The sequence below is a fragment of the Streptomyces sp. NPDC005898 genome, assembly GCF_040629635.1.
Classification (GTDB): domain Bacteria; phylum Actinomycetota; class Actinomycetes; order Streptomycetales; family Streptomycetaceae; genus Streptomyces.
The window spans coordinates 20,704-41,285 of sequence record NZ_JBEXWC010000015.1; the positions used below are offsets into that span (position 1 = coordinate 20,704).

Below are 20,582 nucleotides of genomic sequence, written 5' to 3' on the forward strand. Positions count from 1 at the left end.
TGAGCCCTAAGCCCGAAAAACCCGCCCGGAACCTGACCCACATCGGTTACACCCCGTGGCACACGATCCGCCTTGAGGGGCACAGCGAGGACGGAAAGCCGTCCAGCCTGTACCTGACGGAAGATGACGCGCGGGACCTGGTGCAAGGGCTGACACAAGTACTCGCCCGTTGGCGGGGGAGTGATGAGGGCCCCCAAGGATGGGAAGCGTTCTCACGCTGACCGCCTCAACTCCGCACGGGTCTTGAGCCCATGGCATCCGTGGCACAGCACTTGAACGTTGCTGTCCACGTCCTCACCACCGAGGGCGAGGGGCCGCACGTGGTCCACGTCCACCCCGTCCGCGGGGAAGTCGCCCAAGCACCAGTCGCACCAAGCCTTGCCCCGTTCCTGCACTCGCCGGCGGAGCCGAGCCGCAGCGTCCCGGCGGTTCGCCCGTCGTCGTCCCCGTGCCCGCCGCGAGCGGACGTTCGGACGACCCTCGTACGCCCCGTGGTGAGCGTTGCAGCGCCCGCGGTGCGTGGCGGGCTCGGTGCAGTCGATACAGCGCATGTGCGGCCCCCTGTGGTCGTGTTGGATGGGTGGGCGACCGGATGGGCAACATGCCGGTCCCCATGGGCAGCGTGTTGTTGGGCATCTGGTCGCTCGTCGTCGTGCCCGCCCCCGGACTTGAACCGGGGAACTCTGCGGATTGCGTACGGATCTCCCCGAGGGGGCCGGTACCGCGCACCTCTGCCGTTGGGTCAGCGGGCTTGGTCGTCGTCCTGGCGCTCGTGGACGAGTCGGGGACGACGTGGGGACCGCACGAACTTGCAACCCTGTTCAGCGCCCGCGAGGGGCGGTTACTGGTGGGCGGTGCGGTCCCCGCGCGTTGCCTCATGACCCCTGCGGCCACCCTCGCGGGTGCGTGGTGCGCGGGCAACGCTGGTGAGAGAGCGCCGGTACTCGGACCGCCGGTTTCCCCCTCGGGGTGGGTGCGCGGTATTCCTGCGCTCTCTCTTGCCCCAGTAGTAGGGACCGAAGGTTTCCCGCGCCCTGCCCGCATCGTGCGGTAGGCGGTCGGGCTCTCGGTCTCTCCCTGGTGCCCCACTAGTAGGGACCGAAGGTTTCCCGAGGGGCCGAGGGGCCGAGGGGTGTTGGGGTGCCGACGGAGACCCCGTTTTCTCTTCTCTCTTGGTTTTTCTTGGCTACCTCAAAAAGTGTCGAAGTTCGACACCCTCAACACCTTTCTGCCTCGCTGTTGGGCCGCTCGGCCCGGGGGGCAGTCGGCGAGGGCCCGCACGCCCGAGGGCGGACAGCAGAAAGCCCCGGCGAGTCCACGGGGACCTACCGGGGCACTGCGCGGCTAGGTGTACTGCACCGCATACAACCTGGGTGAACTAGCCGCGTGCGGCAGCGTACCGCCGAGGGGTAGCACGACGTGAAACAGCCCCGGCGGTCGCGGGGACCAGTCCGGGTTTGTTTGAGGGCTGCACAGGGGTGCTACGCGGCCACCAGTTCGCGGGCGGGCTCGGCGGCCGTCGCGGGCTCGACCAAGCGCACACTCGCGCCTGGGGTGGGCTCGTCCCCACGTGCCGCCGACTCAAGGGCGGACGCGACACCCGCGAGGGCTTCCGTGGCGGGGTCCAGCTCACCGGACATAGTGAACGTGACGCGCCTCACGTCGAGCTTCCGCCAACCGCCACGCACACCGCGCCGCACGTCCAGCCGCACGCCCGCTTCAACCAGCATGGCTCGCCGGCCCGCGGTGTCCTTCTCGGCCCACTCGTCCGCGAACGTGCGGCCGGTCGGGGTGACGACCCTTCGCGGCTCGACCTTTTCGGCTGCCTCCAGCGTGGCTATGCGGTTGTCGAGCGCGTCCGCCCGTTCCTGCCACGCCCGCGCGGCGTGCTTGGACTTCTGGCGCCCTTCCTGCCGCTGGTGCTCCTCGAACTCCGCCACGGTCGCGCGCAACTCGGGCTCGGGGTCGTACCCCGGAGTCTCGACCACGTGAGTCGTCTGGATCGTGCCGACCACGCGCAGGAATTCGGCTTCAACGTGCTCGTCCACCCATGACGCCCGGATGCTCGCGGGCAGCGCGCACAATTCGCCCCGCGTGTAGCTGTTGCACTTGTAGAACGAGTTCACGGACGCGCTGTTCTTGGTGGGCTTGGACAGGTACATCCGGCCTCCGCAAGAGTCGCAGTGGATCACGCGCAACAGCAGTGAGTCCGTGTCCTTGCGTTCCGGGTTGTCGATGCTGCGGGAGTCGAGCAACGCGCCGATGCGGTCGAACTCCTCGCGCGTCATAATCGGCGTCTCGGTGCTCATGATCGGGTCGCCCGCGGCGTCGCGTACGGGGTGGCCCTTGTGCATCTTCCAACCGAGCAACGTCGGGTTGCGGAGCATCCGGGAGATAACAGTGGGTTTCCACTTGAACACGTCACACACGACGTACGACCCCTTGACCCCGCCGGTTTTTCCGCCCTTCTGTCGCTCCATCTTCACGGCCCAGTGATCACGCGGGCTCGGGATGCCGTCAGCGTTGAGCCCGACTGCGATAGCCGAAACGGTCGCCCCCTCCAACAGCTCACGGACGATCCGTTCAATGATCACAACGGCGTCCGGGTCGGGGACGAGGGTGCAGCCGATACCGCCGTGTTCCTTGGGCATCGGGGCGGGCATATAGCCGTACGTCGGACGACCGCCACCCCACCGCAGCGGCATTTTCCGGATGGCAGCCATGGCGCCGGTAACGCGGTCCGTGATGCTCTGCGCCTCCACCTGTGCCGCAAAGGCAAGCATCATCATCATGAGTTCCGACGTGGGGTCCATCGGATTGCGGAAGTCGAAAACGAGCTTGCCCCCGCCGATGCCCTCGGCAAAGACCAACATCTTTCGGTACTGCTTCGCCCACTTCGCAAGGTCGTGCATGTCGCTCATAGACCGGATGGCACGGTCAAAGCGCCACCAGACAAGCACGTCGTATTGCTCGGGGCGCGCGAGCCACTGTCCGAGGGCGGGACGGTCGAACGGGGCAATCTTGCTCGCCGACACGTCAAGGTCTACGGCCTCGCGGAGCGTGTCACCGGACCCAAAGTCGATGTTGAGTTCTGCCGCAACTTTGTCGTCGGCCTCGCGCTGCCGCTCCGGGCTGGTGGTCTCGTCGGTGAGCACGGACAGGCGCACGCACCGCACACCCCGAAGGGTCTCGGTGTAGACCGTGCCCGCGAGGGGATTTTGGGGTATGGGCATGCCCCCCGTAGGGACCGAGGGGTTCCCCGTGCTGCTGTGCTCCCTGACCAGGACCGACGCGACCATGACCGCACTCCAGAACCGCTAGACCGGAGTGTTGGGAGACCCCGAGGGGCATGAGTTCTGCGTGCTCGCCGTCGAGTGATGGAGGACGGCGACGGGTCAGGGTGACGCCCAGGCCCCTCGTCCGGGTGAATTGTTCGCCTGTGTTCGGTCATTCCCGGGCCCTGTCGCGAGGATCGAGAGTTACAGCCGGTGGCAGCAGCCGGTTCGAGTGACCTCGCGAGGAGACAGCAGTGAGCACGGGATACAGCATTGTCGTGGAAGTTCTGTCCGGCCAATTCGACTGTGTGGCGCGGGACTTGACACCGCACACCACGATGGAGGACGTGGACCTGGACTCGCTCGCACAGGTCGAGTTCGCCGTCGCCCTGGAGAACCGGACCGGCCTGAGGTTCAGCGACGACCAGGTCACCCTGGACACGACGCTGAGCCAGATCGCCGCCGTCATCGACGCCTCCCGCGAGGCCAACGCCTCATGCGAAGCGTGAAGTGCCCCGGCCCCGTCGGCGGCACCGTCCTGACGCCCGTCGAGGAACTTCTCTGCGGGAACGGCGCGCTCCCCGAGCCCCCCATCGGAATGGCCCTGCTGTTCGAGGGAAGGCCGCCGCGTCTCGATGAGCTGCGCGACCGGGTGGCCGACCGCTGGGGCGGCACCCCCCTGCTGTCCCGGACGCTGCTGCGGCCACCGCCTCCCACCTGGACGCGCCGTCACCGCTGGTCACCGGCCGCCGCGTTCGACGTCCGCGCCCAGGTCGTCGAGACACGCGTCGAGGTCCCGCACGCGGACGCGGACGGCACGGCGTTCACCGACCTGCTCGGCCGCCTGGTCGCCGAGCCGGTGCCCCACGGATTGCCGCCCTGGCGCCTGCACCTGGTCCACGCGGGGCGCGAGCACGCCCCCCGGGAGGCGTTCGCGCTCGTCCTGACCACCCACCACTCCCTCATGGACGGCCGCTCCTTGGAGCGCCTGCTGAGCGGACTCCTGGACGGCGCCACCGGCCGCGACGGCGCGTACGCCGGCGCGCGGTCCGTCCGTACGCCCCAGGCCGCCGGGCCCGTCCGCGAGGCGCCCGCCCGGTGGGCCAAGCGCACCGGCCGCGTCCTGGACAGCGTGCGACCCGGGCGCGCCCTGCCGCTCGACGCCGGTCCGCCCCGCGCGCAACGGGACCTCGCCTGGGTGGATCTCGACGCGGACGCCGTTCGAGCGGCCCGCCGCGCCCTGCCGGGGCTCGGGGCGACCCTCAACGAGGTGCTGCTGGCCTGCTCCGCGGGCGCCCTGCGCGCCGTCCACGGTGCGCCGGACACCTGGCCCGGACCGTCCCGCCCGCTCTTCGGCATCTTCTCCGTGGACCTGCGCACCCCGGAGCGGAGCGAGGAACTGGGCAACATCGTCTCGGTGGTGCGGCTCCCGCTGCCCGTGGCGGCCGACGGCCCACGGGAGCGGCTGAGAGCCTGCCGCGCCACGCTCTCCGGTTCGGGACCGGTGTACGGCGCGAGTACCGCCACCCGCTTGATCGGCGCCGCCTCCGCGCTCGGCCCCTGGGCGCTGCGCCTGCTCGTCATGGAGTCCAGGAGACCCCGTTACGCCCCCGTGACCTGCATCGCCATCAAGTGGCCGCGCGGCGCCCGGTCCCTGGACGGCGCGCCGCTGACGAGGGTGATCCCGCTGCCGCAGGTGCCGATCCCGGGGACGGTCACCCTCGCGCTCGTGGACCTCGCGCGCACCTTCACCCTCTGCGTGGTGGGCCACACCCCCGCCGGTCACGCGCAGAACCTCGCCGACGCGTTCGGGCGCGAGCTGACGGCCCTCGGGAACCATGATCCCCAACTCACCCTCGCGGCACGGTGATCGCCCGCCCTTCGTAACCCGCCGCCCCGTAACTCGTTCCCTTCTGTGACCGTGAGCACCGGCACCGGGCGCCCGCGTCGGCCTTCCCGGCGCCGGTCTCAAGCGTCGGCCGCCCGTCGGCCCGGCGGCGCGGAACCGTAACGCCCGCGCGCTCGCCGTCACGAGGACGACGTGCCGACACGCGTACGGAGTGCCGGGCATGGCCACCGCGACGCGGGCGACGCCGCACCGGCACACCGGACGGCACGAGGACAAGGGAAAGGCACCGTGGACACAGAACGGCTAGACCTCTGGGACGAGTTGCGCACCCTGTGCGCGAGCATCATGTCCGTGCCGGCGCAGGACGTCGTACCGCAAGCCCTGCTCGTGGCCGACCTCGGAGCCGACAGTCTGGACATCACCGAACTCCAGGCCGCCTCGGAGGAACACTTCGGCGTGTCCTTCAAGGGCACCGACCCCGCCGCCGTCAGCACCGTCGGTGACGTGGCCGACCTCATCGCGCGGCTGCGCACCGTCGCCGCCCCGGGCGTGGTCACTGCATGACTCCCAAGGACACTGTCGCGATCACCGGCCTCGGGGTCCGCTGCGGAGCAGGGGCGACCGTCGGCGAACTGTGGGAGAACCTCCTCAACTCCCGTTCCGCGGCCACGATGCACGCCTTCGACGACGAGGGCACCGTCGTGCGCCCCGCGTGCCCCATGCCCGCGTTCACGCCCGAGGGCTACCTGAGCGTGAAAGAGGTGCGGCGGACGGACCGATCCGTGCAGTTGGCGGTGTGCGCCGCCACGGACGCGGTCGCCGACGCCGGGGGGCTGCGCCCGCCGGCGGGCCGCAGGGCCGTCGTCACCGGCACCGCCTACGGCGGAATGATCAGCCAGGAGCGGGGCGTCGGGCAGCCCGACGTGCTGTACACACCCCGGCACATGCACAACGCCGGCGCGTACTGGCTCAGCGACAAGCTCGGCGTCACCGGCCCCACCCTGACCCTCTCCACGGCATGCGCCTCCGGCACCCACGCGGTGGGCGAGGCCATGCAGCTGATCCGGACCGGGCGCGCCGATGTCGTCGTGGCCGGCGGCCACGAGAGCCCGATGACCGCGACGACCGCGCTGTCCTTCGGCCGCTCCGGTGCCCTGGTCACCGAGTGCGACGACGCCACCCGCGCCGCACGGCCGTTCGACGCCGGACGCCAGGGGTTCCTCCTCGCGGAGGCGGCGGCCTTCCTGGTGCTCGAACGGCTGGACGACGCCCGCCGCCGCGGCGCGCGGGTCTACGCCACCCTCACCGGATACGCCTGCACCTCCGACGCCCATCACCTCACGGCGCCGCAGCCCGAAGGCGTCGGCGCCCGGGCCTGCATGGAGCAGGCGCTCGCCGACGCCGGCACCCCCGCCGACGCCATCACCCACGTCAACGCGCACGGCACCGGCACCCCGCTGAACGACCTGGCCGAAGCCCGCGCCCTCTCCGACCTCTTCGGGCCCGCCGCCGTCCCGGTGACCGCCTGCAAGTCCGTCACCGGGCACGCCATCGGGGCGGCGGGAGCCCTGGAAGCCGTGATCACCGCTCTGTCGCTGTACGAGGGACTCGTGCCGCCGACCGCGAACCTCACCCGCCTCGACCCCCTGTGCGACCTGGACCTCATCACCGCAGGGCCGCGCAAGGTGCCCGCTGGGCCGGCCATCAGCAACAGCTTCGCCTTCGGGGGCCACAACGCCTGCGTCGTCCTCGACACCCCCCGGCCCTGACCCGGCGGGCGGACCGAGGCCGAGGACCGTGCCGACCAAGAGGACTGTGCCGACCAACCGGAAAGGGGCGCACCCATGAGGCTGACCGCATTGGAGGAAGGCTTCCTGTGCAATGGACTGCCCGAGACGATCGGCGCGGCCGTGCTGTTCACAGGTGACCCTTTCGACCTGGCCGAACTCCGCGCCCGCGTCGGCGAACGGTGGGGCGCGCTGGAGCGGATGAGCCGGCTCCCCGAGCCGTCGCGGACCGCGGCGCTGCTGGGCCACCGCTGGTCGGCCCCGGCGCCGTTCGACGCCGCCGCACACGTCACCGCCTGCGCCCAGGAGCTGGAGCCGCTCCTGACGGCGTCGGTCACCCGGCGCCTGCCGACCGACCGGCCGCTGTGGCACCTACTGGTCCCCGAGCCCACGCCGAGCGGCGAACAGCCCCTGCTGCTGCTCGCCCACCACGCACTCCTGGACGGCAGCTCCCTCCTCACCCTGCTCCGCCTGCTCATGGACGACCTCAGAACGCGGCCCCCGGCGCCTCTGGCGACGCCACCGCGAGAGCGCCCCCGCGTCCCGGCCGCCACCCTGCTCAAGGAGTGGCGCGACAGCAACGCCCGCGGTCGGCACCTGCCGCTGGCGCCCGGCGAGCCCCAGGCGTCCGTCGCCGTCGCCCGGCTCGACCCCGACGTGATGCGCTCCGCGCGCCGCCGGCCCTCCACGGGGCGGGGCGCGACACTCAACGAACTGCTCCTCGGCGCCTTCGCCGGGGCCCTTCCCACCTGCTACGACGCCCTCGCGTCCCCGGCCGACGGCGACACAGCGCTCTTCGCGACGGTGCCGATGGACCTGCGCGCCCGGCACGAGACGGACGACCTCGGCAACCTCATCACCGCCATCCGCGTCCCCCTGCCCCTGGGCGCCGACACCCCGGCCGGCCGCCTGCACGCGTGCCAGCACCTGCTGGCCGCACTCCAGGAGCGGTCCCGGGCGCACCACGTGGTCCTGCCGATCCTGGAGGGCGTCACCCGGGTCGCGCCCTGGCTGACCGCGACCCTGGCCCGGCGCATCGCCCGGCCGGAGGTGACCACCGCGGTGTGCACGGCGTTCAAATGGCGGGACGGCCCCAGCCGCCTGCACGGCCGCCGCCTGAACGGCATCGTCACCCTGCCCGCCCTCTCCCCGCCCGGCACCGCGAACCTCGGCCTCGCCCAGCACGGCGACACCTACCTCCTCACCGTCGTGAGCCACCTGCGCCCGGCGGACTCCCGGCTCATCGCCGACACGGTGGCGAAGGAGCTCACGGCGATGGCGTTCGAAGGAGCCCGGCAGCCGATCGCATAAAGGGTCGGCGATTGCATAAAAGTGCGGCTCTGCGTATAGTCATGCCATCCAGGAGGAGGGTTCCATGGCGGTACGCGCAGCAGTGGCAGGGGCGAGCGGGTATGCGGGCGGCGAATTGCTGCGCCTGCTGCTCGCCCACCCCGAGATGGAGATCGGTGCCCTGACCGGGCACGCGAACGCGGGGCAGCGCCTGGGCGGGCTCCAGCCGCATCTGCTCCCGCTCGCCGACCGCGTCCTGGAGCCGACCACCGCCGACGTGCTGGCCGGGCATGACGTCGTGTTCCTCGCGCTGCCCCACGGGCAGTCCGCCGCCGTCGCCGAGCAGCTCGGCCCCGACGTCCTCGTCGTGGACATGGGCGCCGACTTCAGGCTGAAGGACGCGGGGGACTGGGAGAAGTTCTACGGCACTTCGCACGCCGGCACCTGGCCGTACGGGCTGCCCGAGCTGCCCGGCGCGCGGGCCGCGCTGGCGGGTGCCCGGCGCATCGCCGTACCCGGCTGCTATCCCACCGCCGTCTCCCTCGCGCTCTTCCCCGCGTACGCGGCCGACCTCGTCGAACCCGAAGCGGTGATCGTCGCCGCGTCCGGCACCTCCGGCGCGGGCAAGGCGGCCAAGCCGCACCTGCTCGGCTCCGAGGTCATGGGGAGCATGTCGCCCTACGGGGTCGGCGGCGCCCACCGGCACACGCCCGAGATGATCCAGAACCTCTCCGCCGCGGCGGGCACCCCCGTCTCCGTCTCCTTCACGCCGACCCTGGCCCCGATGCCCCGCGGCATCCTCGCCACGTGCAGCGCGAAGGCGAGGGCGGGCGTCGGCGCCGAGTCGGTGCGGGCCGCCTACGAGAAGGCCTTCGCCGACGAGCCGTTCGTCCACCTGCTCCCCGCGGGGCAGTGGCCCGCGACCGCCGCCGTGTACGGCTCGAACGCCGTACAGGTCCAGGTCGCGTACGACGAGGCGGCGGGCCGCGTGATCGTGATCAGCGCCATCGACAACCTCACCAAGGGCACCGCCGGCGGCGCCCTGCAGAGCATGAACATCGCCCTCGGCCTCGACGAGGCCACCGGGCTCACTACGATCGGAGTCGCGCCGTGAGTGTGACGGCAGCCAAGGGATTCACGGCCGCGGGCATCGCCGCCGGAATCAAGGAGAACGGCAACCCGGACCTGGCCCTCGTGGTCAACACCGGGCCCCGCCTGGCGGCCGCCGGCGTCTTCACCTCCAACCGGGTCAAGGCCGCGCCCGTCCTGTGGTCGGAGCAGGTCCTCAAGGGCGGTCTCGTCTCCGCCGTCGTCCTCAACTCCGGTGGCGCCAACGCCTGTACGGGCCCCCGGGGCTTTCAGGACACCCACGCCACCGCCGAGAAGGCCGCCGAGGTGCTCTCCCTGAACGCGGGCGAGGTCGCGGTCGCCTCGACGGGGCTCATCGGCGTCACCCTGCCGATGGACAAGCTGCTGCCCGGCGTCGAGAAGGCGGCCGGTGAACTGTCCGCGCACGGCGGCGAGAAGGCCGCCATCGCCATCAAGACCACCGACAGCGTCCACAAGACGTCCGTCGTCACCAGGGACGGCTGGACCGTCGGCGGCATGGCCAAGGGCGCGGGCATGCTCGCCCCCGGCCTCGCCACGATGCTGGTCGTGCTGACCACGGACGCCGACCTGGCGGCCGACGCCCTGGACCGGGCGCTGCGCGACGCCACCCGGCTCACCTTCGACCGGGTCGACTCCGACGGCTGCATGTCCACCAACGACACCGTGCTCCTGCTCGCCTCCGGTGCGGCCGAGGTCACCCCGGAGTACGCCGAGTTCGCCGAGGCCGTCCGCGAGGTCTGCGACGACCTGGGGCGCCAGCTCATCGGCGACGCCGAGGGCGCCAGCAAGGACATCAAGGTCGAGGTCGTGAACGCGGCGAGCGAGGCCGACGCCGTCGAGGTCGGCCGGTCCATCGCCCGCAACAACCTCCTCAAGTGCGCCCTGCACGGCGAGGACCCCAACTGGGGCCGGGTGCTCTCCGCGATCGGCACGACGTCCGCCGCCTTCGACCCGAACGAGCTGAACGTCGCCATCAACGGCGTCTGGGTCTGCAGGAACGGATCCGTCGGCGAGGACCGCGACCTGGTCGACATGCGCTACCGGGAGATCGTCGTCACCGCCGACCTCGCCGCGGGCGGGGCGAGCGCCACGATCTGGACGAACGACCTCACCGCCGACTACGTCCACGAGAACAGCGCGTACTCCTCATGAGCAAGGAAGCCGGCGGCCAGCCCACCGCCCGCAAGCACACCGCGCTGCCCAAGGCGCAGATCCTCATCGAGGCCCTGCCCTGGCTGACCCGGCACCGCGGCAAGACCGTCGTCATCAAGTTCGGCGGCAACGCCATGGTCGACGACGAGCTGAAGGCGGCCTTCGCCCAGGACGTCGTCTTCCTGCACCACGCGGGCCTCAGGCCCGTCGTCGTGCACGGCGGCGGACCGCAGATCAGCAGGGCCCTCGACCGGCACGGCATCGTCAGTGAGTTCAAGGCGGGCCTCCGGGTCACCACCGAGGACGCGATGGACGTCGTACGCATGGTGCTCGCCGGGCAGGTGCAGCGCGAGCTGGTCGGGCTGCTCAACCGGCACGGCCCGCTCGCCGTCGGCCTCACCGGCGAGGACGCGCACACCATCACCGCCACCAAGCATCAGCCCCGCATCGAGGGCGAACTGGTCGACATCGGCCGGGTCGGCGAGATCACCGAGATCGACACGGGCGCCATCGAGGCGCTCCTCGCCGACGGCCGCATCCCGGTCGTCTCCTCGATCGCCCGTTCCCAGGACGATCACCATGTCTACAACGTCAATGCTGATACGGCGGCTGCGGCACTCGCTGCGGCGCTGGGTGCCGAGACCCTGATGGTCCTGACCGACGTCGAGGGCCTGTACGAGGACTGGCCGAACTCCGACGAGGTCATCAGCCGCCTCACCGCCAGGGAGCTGGAGAAGCTCCTGCCCGAGCTGGCCAGCGGCATGGTCCCGAAGATGGAGGGCTGCCTGCACGCCGTGCGCAACGGCGTCGAGACGGCCCGCGTCATCGACGGCCGGGTCCAGCACTCGATCCTGCTGGAGATCTTCACCGACGAGGGCATCGGCACCATGGTCGTGCCCGACGCGCCGGCCCACGCCACGCCGCCACACGACACCGAGGGGGAGTCATGAGCAACCAGGAGCTGACCGAGCGCTGGCAGGGCGCGCTCATGGACAACTACGGCACCCCGCGGCTGCCCCTCGTGCGCGGTGCGGGCACCAGGCTGTGGGACGCCGACGGCAAGGAGTACCTCGACTTCGTCGGCGGCATCGCGGTCAACGCCCTCGGCCACGGCCACCCGGCCGTCGTCGATGCCGTGAGCGCCCAGATCGCCGCGCTCGGCCACGTCTCGAACCTGTTCGTCGCCGAGCCGCCCGTCGCGCTCGCCGAACGGCTGCTCCAGCTCTTCGGCCGCGAAGGCCGCGTGTACTTCTGCAACTCCGGCGCCGAGGCCAACGAGGGCGCCTTCAAGCTCGGCCGGCTGACCGGCCGCCCGCACATGGTCGCCACCGACGGCGGCTTCCACGGCCGCACCATGGGTGCGCTCGCCCTCACCGGCCAGCCCGGCAAGCAGGAGCCGTTCCTGCCCCTGCCCGGTGACGTCACCCATGTCCCGTACGGCGACGTGGCAGCCCTGCGTACTGCCGTGACCAGCGAGACGGCGTTCGTGATCATCGAGCCGATCCAGGGCGAGAACGGCGTCGTCATGCCGCCCGCGGGTTACCTCACGGCGGCCAGGGAGATCACCCGGGCCACCGGGACCCTCCTCGTCCTGGACGAGGTGCAGACCGGGATCGGGCGCACCGGCCACTGGTTCGAGCACCTCGCGCACGAGGACGTGGAACCGGACATCGTCACACTCGCGAAGGGTCTCGGCGGCGGTCTGCCGCTCGGCGCGACCGTCGCGTTCGGCGCCGCCGCCGAGCTGTTTCGGCCCGGGCACCACGGCACGACGTTCGGCGGCAACCCGGTCGCCTGCGCCGCCGGACTCGCCGTCCTCGACACCATCGCCGCCGAGGGACTGCTGGAGAACACCAAGCGGGCGGGCGACAGGATCCGCGACGGGATCGAGTCACTCGGCCACCCGCTCGTGGCCCGTGTCAGGGGCTCGGGCCTGCTGCTGGGTATCGTGCTCACCGAGCCGCTCGCGCCACGGGCGCAGCAGGCGGCTCAGGACGCCGGCTTCCTGGTCAACGCGCCCGCCCCCGATGTCGTACGGCTGATGCCGCCGCTGAACGTGCGCGACGACGAGGTGGAGACGTTCCTCCGGGCCCTGCCCGGCGTACTGGACAAGGCCGCCGAGGCCGACGGGGACGGACGATCCGGAGAATGAGACGACGATGAGCCAGGCGCAAGGCAACGAGCACGGCGACCACGCGGGTCCCGCCGTGCCGCAGACCCGCACCGCACGCCACCGCCGGATCGTGGACATCCTGAACCGGCAACCGGTGCGCTCCCAGAGCCAGCTGGCGAAGCTGCTCGCCGACGACGGCCTGACCGTCACGCAGGCGACGCTCTCCCGGGACCTGGACGAGCTGAACGCGGTCAAGATCCGCGACGCCGAGGGCGACCTCATCTACGCGGTGCCGAGCGAGGGCGGTTTCCGCACCCCGCGCGCGCCGCTCGGGGAGTCGGCCAAGGAAGAGCGGATGCGGCGCCTGTCCGCGGAGCTGCTGATCTCCGCGGAGGCCTCGGCCAACCTCGTCGTGCTCCGTACGCCGCCGGGCGCGGCCCAGTTCCTCGCCTCGGCCATCGACCAGGCCGAGCTGCACGACGTCCTCGGGACGATCGCGGGCGACGACACGTTGATGCTGATCAGCAGGGAGCCCGCGGGGGGCCAGGCGCTGGCGGACCACTTGCTGCGGCTGGCCTCGAACGAGTGACTCGTCCTCAGTCGCCGGGCGGGCTTGATATCCGCCCGTCCGGCGAAATCCGGGAGCCGTCCGGTGACTTCTGGGAGCGCGCCATCCAGGCGGCCACCAGCGCCCCCGACACGTTGTGCCACACGGAGAAGACCGCCGAGGGCAGCGCGGCCAGCGGGCTGAAGTGCGCCGTCGCCAGGGACGCGGCCAGGCCGGAGTTCTGCATGCCGACCTCGAAGGCCATCGCCCGGGACGCCGGCGGGCCGAGGCGGGCCAGCTTGCCCGCGCCGTAACCGAGCGCGAGGCCCAGGCCGTTGTGCAGGAACACCGCGAGGAACACCAGTGCCGCGGCCGACTTGATGGCCGCGGCACTGCCCGCGACGACGATCGCCACGATCGCGGCGACGGTCAGCGCCGACAGCCACGGCAGCGCGCCGAGCACCCGGTCGACGTACCGCCCGAGGAGCAGTCGCACGGCGAGTCCGGCGACGACCGGCAGCAGGACGGTCTTGAGGATGTCCGTGACCATCGAGCCCGCGTCGACGGGCAGGTACTCGCCCGCGAGCAGCAGGGTCAGCGGCGGTGTGACCAGCGGGGCGAGGACCGTCGAGACGGTGGCGACGGACACCGACAGCGCCACGTCGCCGCGCGCCAGATAGGTCACCACGTTGGACGCGGTGCCGCTCGGCGCGCAGCCCACCAGGATCACCCCGGCCGCCAACTGCGGCGACAGGCCGAGCGCGTGGGCGATCAGCCAGCCGAGCCCCGGCATGATGACGTAGTGCGCGACGAGGCCGAGCGCCACGGCCCAGGGCCGCTTGACCACGCCCCGGAAGTCGAGCGGGGTCATGGTCAGCCCCATGCAGAACATCACCACGCCCAGCAGGTACGGGACGTTCGTCCCCCAGCCCTCGAACGCGCCCGGCGCGGCGATGCCGAGGCCGCCCGCGGCCAGGACGAGGACGGGGAAGACGGTGACGGCCCGGCGGGCCGCCCTGTCGCCGCCGCTCCCGCCCTCGCCGTCGGCGGGGCCGGTGTCACTGGGGATGGTCTGTTCGGGTCGCACGGCGTGATGCAACGCCGCGGCCCGGCGCCCGCGCAACCCCGTCTCGGTATGTGGTCGCTACATGTACGTCAGGTGGTCGCGCCATGCCCTAAGGGGTGACGTGACGTCAGTTCTGTGCCAGAGCCGTCGGTCCCGACGTCGTGCCGATCGCGATGTGCGGCATCCCGTCCGGCCTCACCCACCGCAGCACCGCGCGCATCGCCTCCTCGGAGACCGACACGCAGCCGGCCGTCGCACCGCGCCCGTTGACGTGCAGGAAGATCCCGGCGCCCCGGTCGCGCACGGGACGGTCGTAGTTGAAGCCGATCACGAGGGCGTGCCGGTACTGCGGGTCGTAGGTGACGAGGTGTTCGGACTCGGCGGCCCGGCAGTCGGCGGCGAGCGGTTCGGACCAGCGGTTGTAGGACTGCGAGCGGTTGTCCTGGCACCACCAGGACTCCTTCGTCACGCGCCGGTAGGGGTAGTGGGTGCCGGGGGGCCGTGGCGCGAGCCCGAAGGCGTACGGCAGCGCGTACAGCCCCGTGGGGGTGGTGTCCGTGCCCTGACGGCGCGAGGCGCCCGCCGCCAGTCCGTTCGCGCCGAAGCGGGCGGGCGCGGAGCCGGCCCGCACCCAGCGCCCGCCACGCCGGTCCCACCAGGTGAGCGTGCCGGTGGTGGAGTCGGCGCGGGGCGCCTGCGCGGTGATGAGCTGGCTGCCGCCGCCCGTGTCGGCCATCCGCTCCGGCAGCGGCGGGTTCGAGCCGGGCGCCGCCCCGAGCGTGCCGAGGGCGGCGAGAAGGGCGGCACGGGCGAGGACGGCAGCTCTGGGGCGCATGGCTCAGACGCTAGTGGGCGGCAGCGGGAGCGGCAGCCCGGGAAGGCCGTCGATGCTCCGCGCGATGTGCTCCTTCTTGGTGAAGTAGGCGCTCAGCGAGGCGTCGTCCTCCCGTGCGAAGCGCCTGCTGTGCAGGTCGCGGTCCTCGTCGTACGTCATGAAGGGCACCGCGTAGCCGCAGGTGTCCCGGACCAGTTCGGCCGTCACGACGATGATGGCGCGCAGGCCGTGCGGGGCGGGGTCGATGTCGGGGAAGTGGGCGAGCAGCTCCTGGAAGCGCGGGTCGTCGCGGAAGACCGGCTCGCCGCGGCCGTGCACCCGCGCGATGTTGGGCGGGCCCTGGAAGGCGCACCACATGAGGGTGATGCGGCCGTTCTCGCGCAGGTGCGCGACGGTCTCGGCGTTGCTGCCGGCGAAGTCGAGGTAGGCGACGGTCTGTTCGTCGATGACCGCGAAGGAGCCCTTGAGGCCCTTGGGGGAGAGGTTGATCGTGCCGTCCCCGGAGAGGGGCGCGGTCGCCGTGAAGAACATCGGCTGCGCCTCGATGAAGGCGCGGAACCGGCCGTCTATGTGTTCGTAGGTCTTTCCCATGGCTAAGGATTATTCTCCGAAAACCTTTGCCTGTCTAATGAATCTGCCGATGAATGTGGCGGCGCCGCGCCCCAGGTGCCGCGAGGCAACGATTGACGAATCATGCAGAGTTCTGCATACTCATGCATCAAGAAGAGTGACCCGGTGAGTGACGGCCATGAGCCATGAGGAGCACGTGCAGTGAGCAGCAACAACGGCGGTGACGTCCGGCTCTGGGGCGGACGGTTCGCCGACGGGCCCGCCGAGGCCCTGGCCAAGTTGTCCGCGTCGGTCCACTTCGACTGGCGTCTGGCGCCGTACGACATCGCCGGCTCCCGTGCCCACGCGCGCGTGCTCCACAAGGCGGGCCTGCTCACCGAGGACGAGCTGACCCGCATGCTGGCCGGGCTCGACCAACTCGAAGGGGACGTCGCCGACGGCTCGTTCGTCGGCACCATCGCCGACGAGGACGTCCACACCGCCCTGGAGCGCGGCCTGCTCGAACGGCTCGGCCCCGACCTCGGCGGCAAGCTGCGGGCCGGGCGCTCGCGCAACGACCAGGTGGCGACGCTCTTCCGGATGTACCTGCGCGACCACGCGCGGATCATCGGCGGCCTGCTCGCCGACCTCCAGGGCGCGCTCGTGGGCCTCGCCGAGGCGCACCCGGACGTCGCCATGCCGGGCCGCACGCACCTCCAGCACGCCCAGCCGGTGCTCTTCGCCCACCACGTCCTCGCCCACGCGCAGTCCCTGTCCCGGGACGCGGAGCGGCTGCGGCAGTGGGACGCGCGCACGGCCGTGTCGCCGTACGGTTCCGGCGCGCTCGCCGGGTCCTCGCTCGGCCTCGACCCGGAGGCGGTCGCCGAGGACCTCGGCTTCGAGCGCGGCAGCGTGGGCAACTCCATCGACGGCACGGCCTCGCGTGACTTCGTCGCGGAGTTCGCCTTCATCACCGCGATGATCGGCGTGAACCTCTCCCGCGTCGCGGAGGAGATCATCATCTGGAACACGAAGGAGTTCTCCTTCGTCACCCTCCACGACGCGTTCTCGACCGGCTCCTCGATCATGCCGCAGAAGAAGAACCCGGACATCGCCGAGCTGGCGCGGGGCAAGTCGGGCCGCCTGATCGGCAATCTGACCGGCCTGCTGGCCACCCTCAAGGCCCTGCCGCTCGCCTACAACCGCGACCTCCAGGAGGACAAGGAGCCGGTCTTCGACTCCTGCGACCAGCTGGAAATCCTGCTGCCCGCGTTCACCGGCATGATGGCGACCCTCACCGTCCACCGCGAGCGGATGGAGGAGCTGGCCCCGGCCGGCTTCTCGCTCGCCACCGACATCGCCGAGTGGCTGGTCAGGCAGGGCGTGCCGTTCCGGGTCGCGCACGAGGTCGCAGGCGAGTGCGTGAAGGTCGCCGAGGCCGACGGCAAGGAGCTGGACGAACTCACCGACGAGCAGTTCGCCAAGATCTCCGCGCACCTCACCCCCGAGGTGCGCACGGTCCTCGATGTCCCCGGCGCCCTGGCCTCCCGCGACGGCCGCGGTGGCACCGCCCCCTCGGCCGTCGCCGTCCAGCTCGCCGAGGTCAAGGCGGACCTGGCGCTCCAGGAGGAGTGGGCGGCGGCCCGCGGGTGAGCCGAGGGCGTCGCGGGTTACGTTGGCGGGAAGATCCCCTACGACGAGGAGCCCGCGATGTCCTTCGCCCGGCTGGCCAAGGCCACCACCCCGACCGCGCGTCTGGGGCTCGGCCTCGCCGCGGTCGGCAGGCCCGGCTACATCACGCTGGGCCGCGAGGCCGACCTGCCGCCGTCCCGCGGCGTGGCCGCCCTGCGCGAGCGCGCCTTCGAACTCCTCGACGCCGCGTACGCCTCGGGTGTGCGCTACGTCGACGTGGCGCGCTCCTACGGCCGCGCCGAGGAGTTCCTCGCCGACTGGCTGCGGGCCAGGCCCGACGTCCGTGACGTCGTCGTCGGCAGCAAGTGGGGTTACACGTACACGGCGGACTGGCGCACCGACGCCGAGGGGCCGCACGAGGTCAAGGACCACGGCGCCGCCGCGTACGACCGGCAGCGCGCCGAGAGCGCCGAGCTGCTCGGCGACCGGCTCGACCTCTACCAGATCCACTCGGTCACGCCCGGGAGCCCGGCGCTCACCGACCGGGAACTCCACGCCCGCCTCGCCGCCCTGGCCGCCGAGGGCGTCACCGTCGGCCTCTCCGTGAGCGGCCCGGAGCAGGCGGCCGCGATCCGCGCCGCCCTCGCCGTGACTGTCGACGGAGCGCCGCTGTTCCGGACCGTGCAGGCGACGTACAACCTCCTGGAGACCTCGGCGGGCCCCGCGCTCGCCGAGGCGTACGACGCGGGTCTCACCGTGATCGTCAAGGAGGGCATGGCCAACGGCCGCCTCGCCGCCCCGCACGCGCCGGCCGCGCTGCGCGAGGTCGCCGAGGAGACGGGGTACGGGTGTGACGCGGTGGCACTGGCCGCCGTGCTGCGCGAACCGTGGGCGGGCGTGGTCCTGTCGGGGGCGGCGACCTCCGCGCAGCTCGTGTCCAACCTGCACGCGGCGGCGGTCGACCTGGACCCCGGCCGCCTGGAACGCCTGGCGGGGCTGGTGGAGGAGCCGGGGGCGTACTGGGGGCGGCGCGGGGAGCTGCCCTGGCACTGAACGGCGGCCGCCGAGGGGTGTGCGGCGAGGCGATGGTATGCCGGTGAGGCGAGACCGTCGCACACCGCCGATGCGATGCGCCGCTGAGACAAGGCCGTCTCAGTGGGGCTAGTCTTGTCTCATGTCAGTCGATCGCGAGCAGGTTCTGCGCAGCGCCGCGGCCCTGCTCACCCGTAAGTCAACCTCCACCATGGACGAGGTCGCCCGCGCGGCGGGCATCAGCAGGGCCACCCTGCACCGCCACTTCGCGGGCCGGGAGGCACTCGTACTCGCCCTGGAGGGGCTGGGGCTCCAGGAGTGCGAGGCGGCCCTGGACCGGGCGGCTCTCGACGACGGCAGCGCCGAGGACGCGCTGCGGCGCCTGGTGACGGAGGTCGAGCCCGCCGCCGGCCTCCTCGCCTTCCTCTACACGGAGAACCAGCTCTTCGAGGGCGGCACGCAGAACGAGGGCTGGTCCCGCATCGACGCCCGGCTGGCCGCCCTCTTCCGGCGGGGGCAGGAGAACGGCGAGCTCCGCATCGACCTCACGCCGGTCTGGCTCACGGAGGCCTTCTACGGCCTGATCGGCTCCGGCGCCTGGGCCGTCCTGGACGGCCGGGTCGCCGCCAAGGACTTCTCGTACATGATCGCCGAGCTGCTGATCGGCGGCGCACGGCGGAGAGTGGAATCATGACCAGCACCCATCAGCGGACCGCCGAGGCGGACGTGGAGCGCGGCCCCGGCCGCTGGCTCGCGCTCGCCGTACTCGTCCTCGCCGTGCTCCTGGTCGCCGTGGACGCGACCGTGCTCGGCCTGGCGACGCCGTACATCAGCGAGGACCTCAAGCCGTCCGGCACCCAGTTGCTGTGGATCGGCGACGTCTACTCCTTCGTCATCGCCGGCCTGCTGGTGTCCATGGGCAGCCTCGGCGACCGCATCGGCCGCAAGAAGCTGCTGCTCACCGGCGCCGTCGCCTTCGGCGCGGTCTCCGTGCTCAACTCCTACGCCACGAGCCCCGAGCTGATGATCCTGGCCCGGGCGCTGCTCGGCGTGGCCGGCGCCACGCTGATGCCGTCCACGCTGGCGCTCATCCGGAACATCTTCCACGACCCGCGCGAGCGCAGCCTCGCGGTCGGCATCTGGGGCGCCATGGCCTCGGCGGGCGCGGCCGTCGGCCCCGTCGTCGGCGGCTTCCTGCTCGAACACTTCTGGTGGGGCTCGGTCTTCCTGATCAACCTGCCGGTCATGGCCGTCCTCGTCCTCGTCGGCATCAAACTGCTGCCCGAGTCGAAGAACCCGGCGCCGGGGCCCTGGGACCTGATCAGCGTCGTGCTCTCGCTCATCGGCATGATCGCCGTCGTGTACGCCATCAAGGAGGCCGCGGCCCACGGCGTGCGCTGGGACGTCGCAGCCGCCGCGGCCGTGGGCGCGGGGGCGCTCACCTGGTTCGTGCGCCGTCAGCTGACGCTGCCCGCGCCGCTCCTGGACATGCGGCTCTTTCGCAACCGCGGCTTCTCCGGGGCGGTCCTCGCCGACCTGCTGACCGTGCTCGGCCTGTCCGGCCTGGTCTTCTTCCTCTCCCAGTTCCTGCAACTGGTCCAGGGCAGGCGGCCGTTCGAAGCGGGCCTGGCCGAACTGCCCGCCGCCGTCGGCGCGGTGGGGGCGGGGCTGATCGCGGGCGTGGTCGCGCGGCGCTTCTCCGTCCGCGTCGTCGTCGCGGGCGGGCTCGCGGCGGTGGGGCTCTCGCTCGCCGTACTCACCGGGCTCAGCCAGCACACCGGCTACCCGCTGCTCGGGGCCTCGCTGCTGGTGGTCGGCATCGGGGCGGGCTTCTCGTTCACGGTGACCGCCGACGTCATCCTCTCCAGCGTCCCCAAGGAACAGGCGGGGGCGGCCTCCGCGGTCTCCGAGACGGCGTACGAACTGGGCGCCGCGCTCGGCATCGCCCTGCTCGGCTCCGTCGTCACGGGCGTCTACCGCGACTTCACGGCCCCCCAGGGGACCCCGCCGGAGGTGGCGTCGGCGGCGCACGAGTCCCTGGGCGGCGCGGTGGAATCGGTCGACGGCCTCCCGGCCCACCAGGCGGACGCGCTGCTGGCCTCCGCCCAGACGGCCTTCGTCGACGGCCTGCGCCTGGCGTCGGGCGTAGGAGCGGCGGTCCTGCTCGCCACGGCAGCGGCGGCGTGGTTCCTCCTAAAGGGCCAAGCCCTGGAAGACACGGCACCCCCTCACTAGCCCCGCGCCCCGGGCGGGGGCCCAGGAACAATGCCCCGCCAGGGGCACGAGAAACGACGCGCCAAGCCACACGAAACCCGCACGGGGGGCCGACGGAAACCCGGTCAGGG

The 20,582-nt window shown here is 71.9% G+C and carries 19 protein-coding genes; 14 read left to right on the top strand and 5 right to left on the bottom strand.

Annotation, left to right across the window (positions count from 1 at the left end):
* Positions 1–212: 212 nt before the first annotated feature.
* Both ABZ385_RS20715 and ABZ385_RS20720 read right to left on the bottom strand, forming a co-directional pair.
* Complete coding sequence (locus tag ABZ385_RS20715) at positions 213–551, bottom strand: HNH endonuclease signature motif containing protein (protein ID WP_358577864.1); 339 nt, start codon at positions 549–551, stop codon at positions 213–215.
* Between the two features lie 930 nt (positions 552–1,481).
* Positions 1,482–3,233, bottom strand: a complete 1,752-nt coding sequence (locus ABZ385_RS20720; protein WP_358577867.1) for a recombinase family protein — start codon at positions 3,231–3,233, stop codon at positions 1,482–1,484.
* A gap of 296 nt (positions 3,234–3,529) precedes the next feature.
* Here ABZ385_RS20720 and ABZ385_RS20725 point away from each other — a divergent pair, with 296 nt between their 5' ends.
* The 10 genes from ABZ385_RS20725 (at position 3,530) to ABZ385_RS20770 (ending at position 13,165) form a co-directional block, all read left to right on the top strand.
* Positions 3,530–3,784, top strand: coding sequence for an acyl carrier protein (locus ABZ385_RS20725; RefSeq protein WP_358577869.1), 255 nt, complete (start codon positions 3,530–3,532; stop codon positions 3,782–3,784).
* Positions 3,772–5,145 (top strand): WS/DGAT domain-containing protein, encoded by a 1,374-nt coding sequence (locus tag ABZ385_RS20730; RefSeq protein WP_358577871.1) that lies wholly within the window; start codon positions 3,772–3,774, stop codon positions 5,143–5,145. Before ABZ385_RS20725 ends, ABZ385_RS20730 begins: the two co-directional genes overlap by 13 nt.
* A 267-nt stretch (positions 5,146–5,412) precedes the next feature.
* Positions 5,413–5,688, top strand: a complete 276-nt coding sequence (locus tag ABZ385_RS20735) for a phosphopantetheine-binding protein (protein WP_358700307.1) — start codon at positions 5,413–5,415, stop codon at positions 5,686–5,688.
* Positions 5,685–6,893, top strand: coding sequence for a beta-ketoacyl-[acyl-carrier-protein] synthase family protein (locus tag ABZ385_RS20740; protein WP_358577875.1), 1,209 nt, complete (start codon positions 5,685–5,687; stop codon positions 6,891–6,893). Before ABZ385_RS20735 ends, ABZ385_RS20740 begins: the two co-directional genes overlap by 4 nt.
* Before the next feature lie 75 nt (positions 6,894–6,968).
* Entirely contained in the window at positions 6,969–8,222 is a 1,254-nt protein-coding gene (locus ABZ385_RS20745; protein WP_358912525.1) for a wax ester/triacylglycerol synthase domain-containing protein, read from the top strand.
* Positions 8,223–8,286: 64 nt separating this feature from the next.
* Positions 8,287–9,315 (top strand): N-acetyl-gamma-glutamyl-phosphate reductase, encoded by a 1,029-nt coding sequence (gene argC, locus ABZ385_RS20750; RefSeq protein WP_358912527.1) that lies wholly within the window; start codon positions 8,287–8,289, stop codon positions 9,313–9,315.
* Positions 9,312–10,463 (top strand): bifunctional glutamate N-acetyltransferase/amino-acid acetyltransferase ArgJ, encoded by a 1,152-nt coding sequence (argJ, locus tag ABZ385_RS20755; RefSeq protein WP_358577884.1) that lies wholly within the window; start codon positions 9,312–9,314, stop codon positions 10,461–10,463. The genes argC and argJ overlap by 4 nt, the downstream gene beginning before the upstream one ends.
* Positions 10,460–11,413 (top strand): acetylglutamate kinase, encoded by a 954-nt coding sequence (gene argB / locus ABZ385_RS20760; RefSeq protein WP_358698266.1) that lies wholly within the window; start codon positions 10,460–10,462, stop codon positions 11,411–11,413. The genes argJ and argB overlap by 4 nt, the downstream gene beginning before the upstream one ends.
* Positions 11,410–12,615, top strand: a complete 1,206-nt coding sequence (locus ABZ385_RS20765) for an acetylornithine transaminase (RefSeq protein ID WP_358912529.1) — start codon at positions 11,410–11,412, stop codon at positions 12,613–12,615. Before argB ends, ABZ385_RS20765 begins: the two co-directional genes overlap by 4 nt.
* Before the next feature lie 7 nt (positions 12,616–12,622).
* Positions 12,623–13,165, top strand: coding sequence for an arginine repressor (locus ABZ385_RS20770; RefSeq protein ID WP_358577893.1), 543 nt, complete (start codon positions 12,623–12,625; stop codon positions 13,163–13,165).
* A gap of 7 nt (positions 13,166–13,172) precedes the next feature.
* On the opposite strand, the gene ABZ385_RS20775 is transcribed toward ABZ385_RS20770, so the two are convergent.
* From ABZ385_RS20775 to ABZ385_RS20785, 3 genes are all read right to left on the bottom strand, one after another.
* The gene (locus ABZ385_RS20775) at positions 13,173–14,192 is read right to left on the bottom strand and encodes a bile acid:sodium symporter family protein (protein ID WP_358577968.1); all 1,020 of its coding nucleotides are present in this window, start codon (positions 14,190–14,192) and stop codon (positions 13,173–13,175) included.
* Between the two features lie 124 nt (positions 14,193–14,316).
* The gene (locus tag ABZ385_RS20780; protein ID WP_358912531.1) at positions 14,317–15,024 is read right to left on the bottom strand and encodes a L,D-transpeptidase family protein; all 708 of its coding nucleotides are present in this window, start codon (positions 15,022–15,024) and stop codon (positions 14,317–14,319) included.
* Positions 15,025–15,027: 3 nt separating this feature from the next.
* The gene (locus ABZ385_RS20785) at positions 15,028–15,615 is read right to left on the bottom strand and encodes a pyridoxamine 5'-phosphate oxidase family protein (protein WP_358577896.1); all 588 of its coding nucleotides are present in this window, start codon (positions 15,613–15,615) and stop codon (positions 15,028–15,030) included.
* A 180-nt stretch (positions 15,616–15,795) separates the two neighbouring features.
* On the opposite strand from ABZ385_RS20785, the gene argH reads away from it, so the two are divergent.
* The 4 genes from argH to ABZ385_RS20805 all read left to right on the top strand — a co-directional run bounded on the left by argH (position 15,796) and on the right by ABZ385_RS20805 (position 20,472).
* Positions 15,796–17,226 (top strand): argininosuccinate lyase, encoded by a 1,431-nt coding sequence (gene argH, locus ABZ385_RS20790; protein WP_358912533.1) that lies wholly within the window; start codon positions 15,796–15,798, stop codon positions 17,224–17,226.
* 57 nt (positions 17,227–17,283) lie between these two features.
* Positions 17,284–18,258 carry an aldo/keto reductase gene (locus ABZ385_RS20795; protein WP_358912535.1) on the top strand — a complete coding sequence of 325 codons (975 nt, stop codon included), beginning with the start codon at positions 17,284–17,286 and terminating at the stop codon, positions 18,256–18,258.
* Positions 18,259–18,379: 121 nt separating this feature from the next.
* Positions 18,380–18,931 carry a helix-turn-helix domain-containing protein gene (locus ABZ385_RS20800; RefSeq protein WP_358912537.1) on the top strand — a complete coding sequence of 184 codons (552 nt, stop codon included), beginning with the start codon at positions 18,380–18,382 and terminating at the stop codon, positions 18,929–18,931.
* On the top strand, positions 18,928–20,472 hold the full coding sequence (locus ABZ385_RS20805) for an MFS transporter (RefSeq protein ID WP_358912539.1): 1,545 nt from the start codon (positions 18,928–18,930) through the stop codon (positions 20,470–20,472). The genes ABZ385_RS20800 and ABZ385_RS20805 overlap by 4 nt, the downstream gene beginning before the upstream one ends.
* The last annotated feature ends 110 nt before the right edge of the window (positions 20,473–20,582 follow it).

What these genes read in the sequence shown, in the direction of transcription:
- ABZ385_RS20715 (WP_358577864.1), bottom strand. Translation starts at nt 551, where the DNA reads ATGCGCTGTATCGACTGCACCGAGCCCGCCACGCACCGCGGGCGCTGC.
- ABZ385_RS20720 (WP_358577867.1), bottom strand. Translation starts at nt 3,233, where the DNA reads ATGCCCATACCCCAAAATCCCCTCGCGGGCACGGTCTACACCGAGACC.
- ABZ385_RS20730 (WP_358577871.1), top strand. Translation starts at nt 3,772, where the DNA reads ATGCGAAGCGTGAAGTGCCCCGGCCCCGTCGGCGGCACCGTCCTGACG.
- ABZ385_RS20740 (WP_358577875.1), top strand. Translation starts at nt 5,685, where the DNA reads ATGACTCCCAAGGACACTGTCGCGATCACCGGCCTCGGGGTCCGCTGC.
- ABZ385_RS20745 (WP_358912525.1), top strand. Translation starts at nt 6,969, where the DNA reads ATGAGGCTGACCGCATTGGAGGAAGGCTTCCTGTGCAATGGACTGCCC.
- argC (WP_358912527.1), top strand. Translation starts at nt 8,287, where the DNA reads ATGGCGGTACGCGCAGCAGTGGCAGGGGCGAGCGGGTATGCGGGCGGC.
- argB (WP_358698266.1), top strand. Translation starts at nt 10,460, where the DNA reads ATGAGCAAGGAAGCCGGCGGCCAGCCCACCGCCCGCAAGCACACCGCG.
- ABZ385_RS20765 (WP_358912529.1), top strand. Translation starts at nt 11,410, where the DNA reads ATGAGCAACCAGGAGCTGACCGAGCGCTGGCAGGGCGCGCTCATGGAC.
- ABZ385_RS20770 (WP_358577893.1), top strand. Translation starts at nt 12,623, where the DNA reads ATGAGCCAGGCGCAAGGCAACGAGCACGGCGACCACGCGGGTCCCGCC.
- ABZ385_RS20780 (WP_358912531.1), bottom strand. Translation starts at nt 15,024, where the DNA reads ATGCGCCCCAGAGCTGCCGTCCTCGCCCGTGCCGCCCTTCTCGCCGCC.
- ABZ385_RS20785 (WP_358577896.1), bottom strand. Translation starts at nt 15,615, where the DNA reads ATGGGAAAGACCTACGAACACATAGACGGCCGGTTCCGCGCCTTCATC.
- ABZ385_RS20795 (WP_358912535.1), top strand. Translation starts at nt 17,284, where the DNA reads ATGTCCTTCGCCCGGCTGGCCAAGGCCACCACCCCGACCGCGCGTCTG.
- ABZ385_RS20800 (WP_358912537.1), top strand. Translation starts at nt 18,380, where the DNA reads ATGTCAGTCGATCGCGAGCAGGTTCTGCGCAGCGCCGCGGCCCTGCTC.
- ABZ385_RS20805 (WP_358912539.1), top strand. Translation starts at nt 18,928, where the DNA reads ATGACCAGCACCCATCAGCGGACCGCCGAGGCGGACGTGGAGCGCGGC.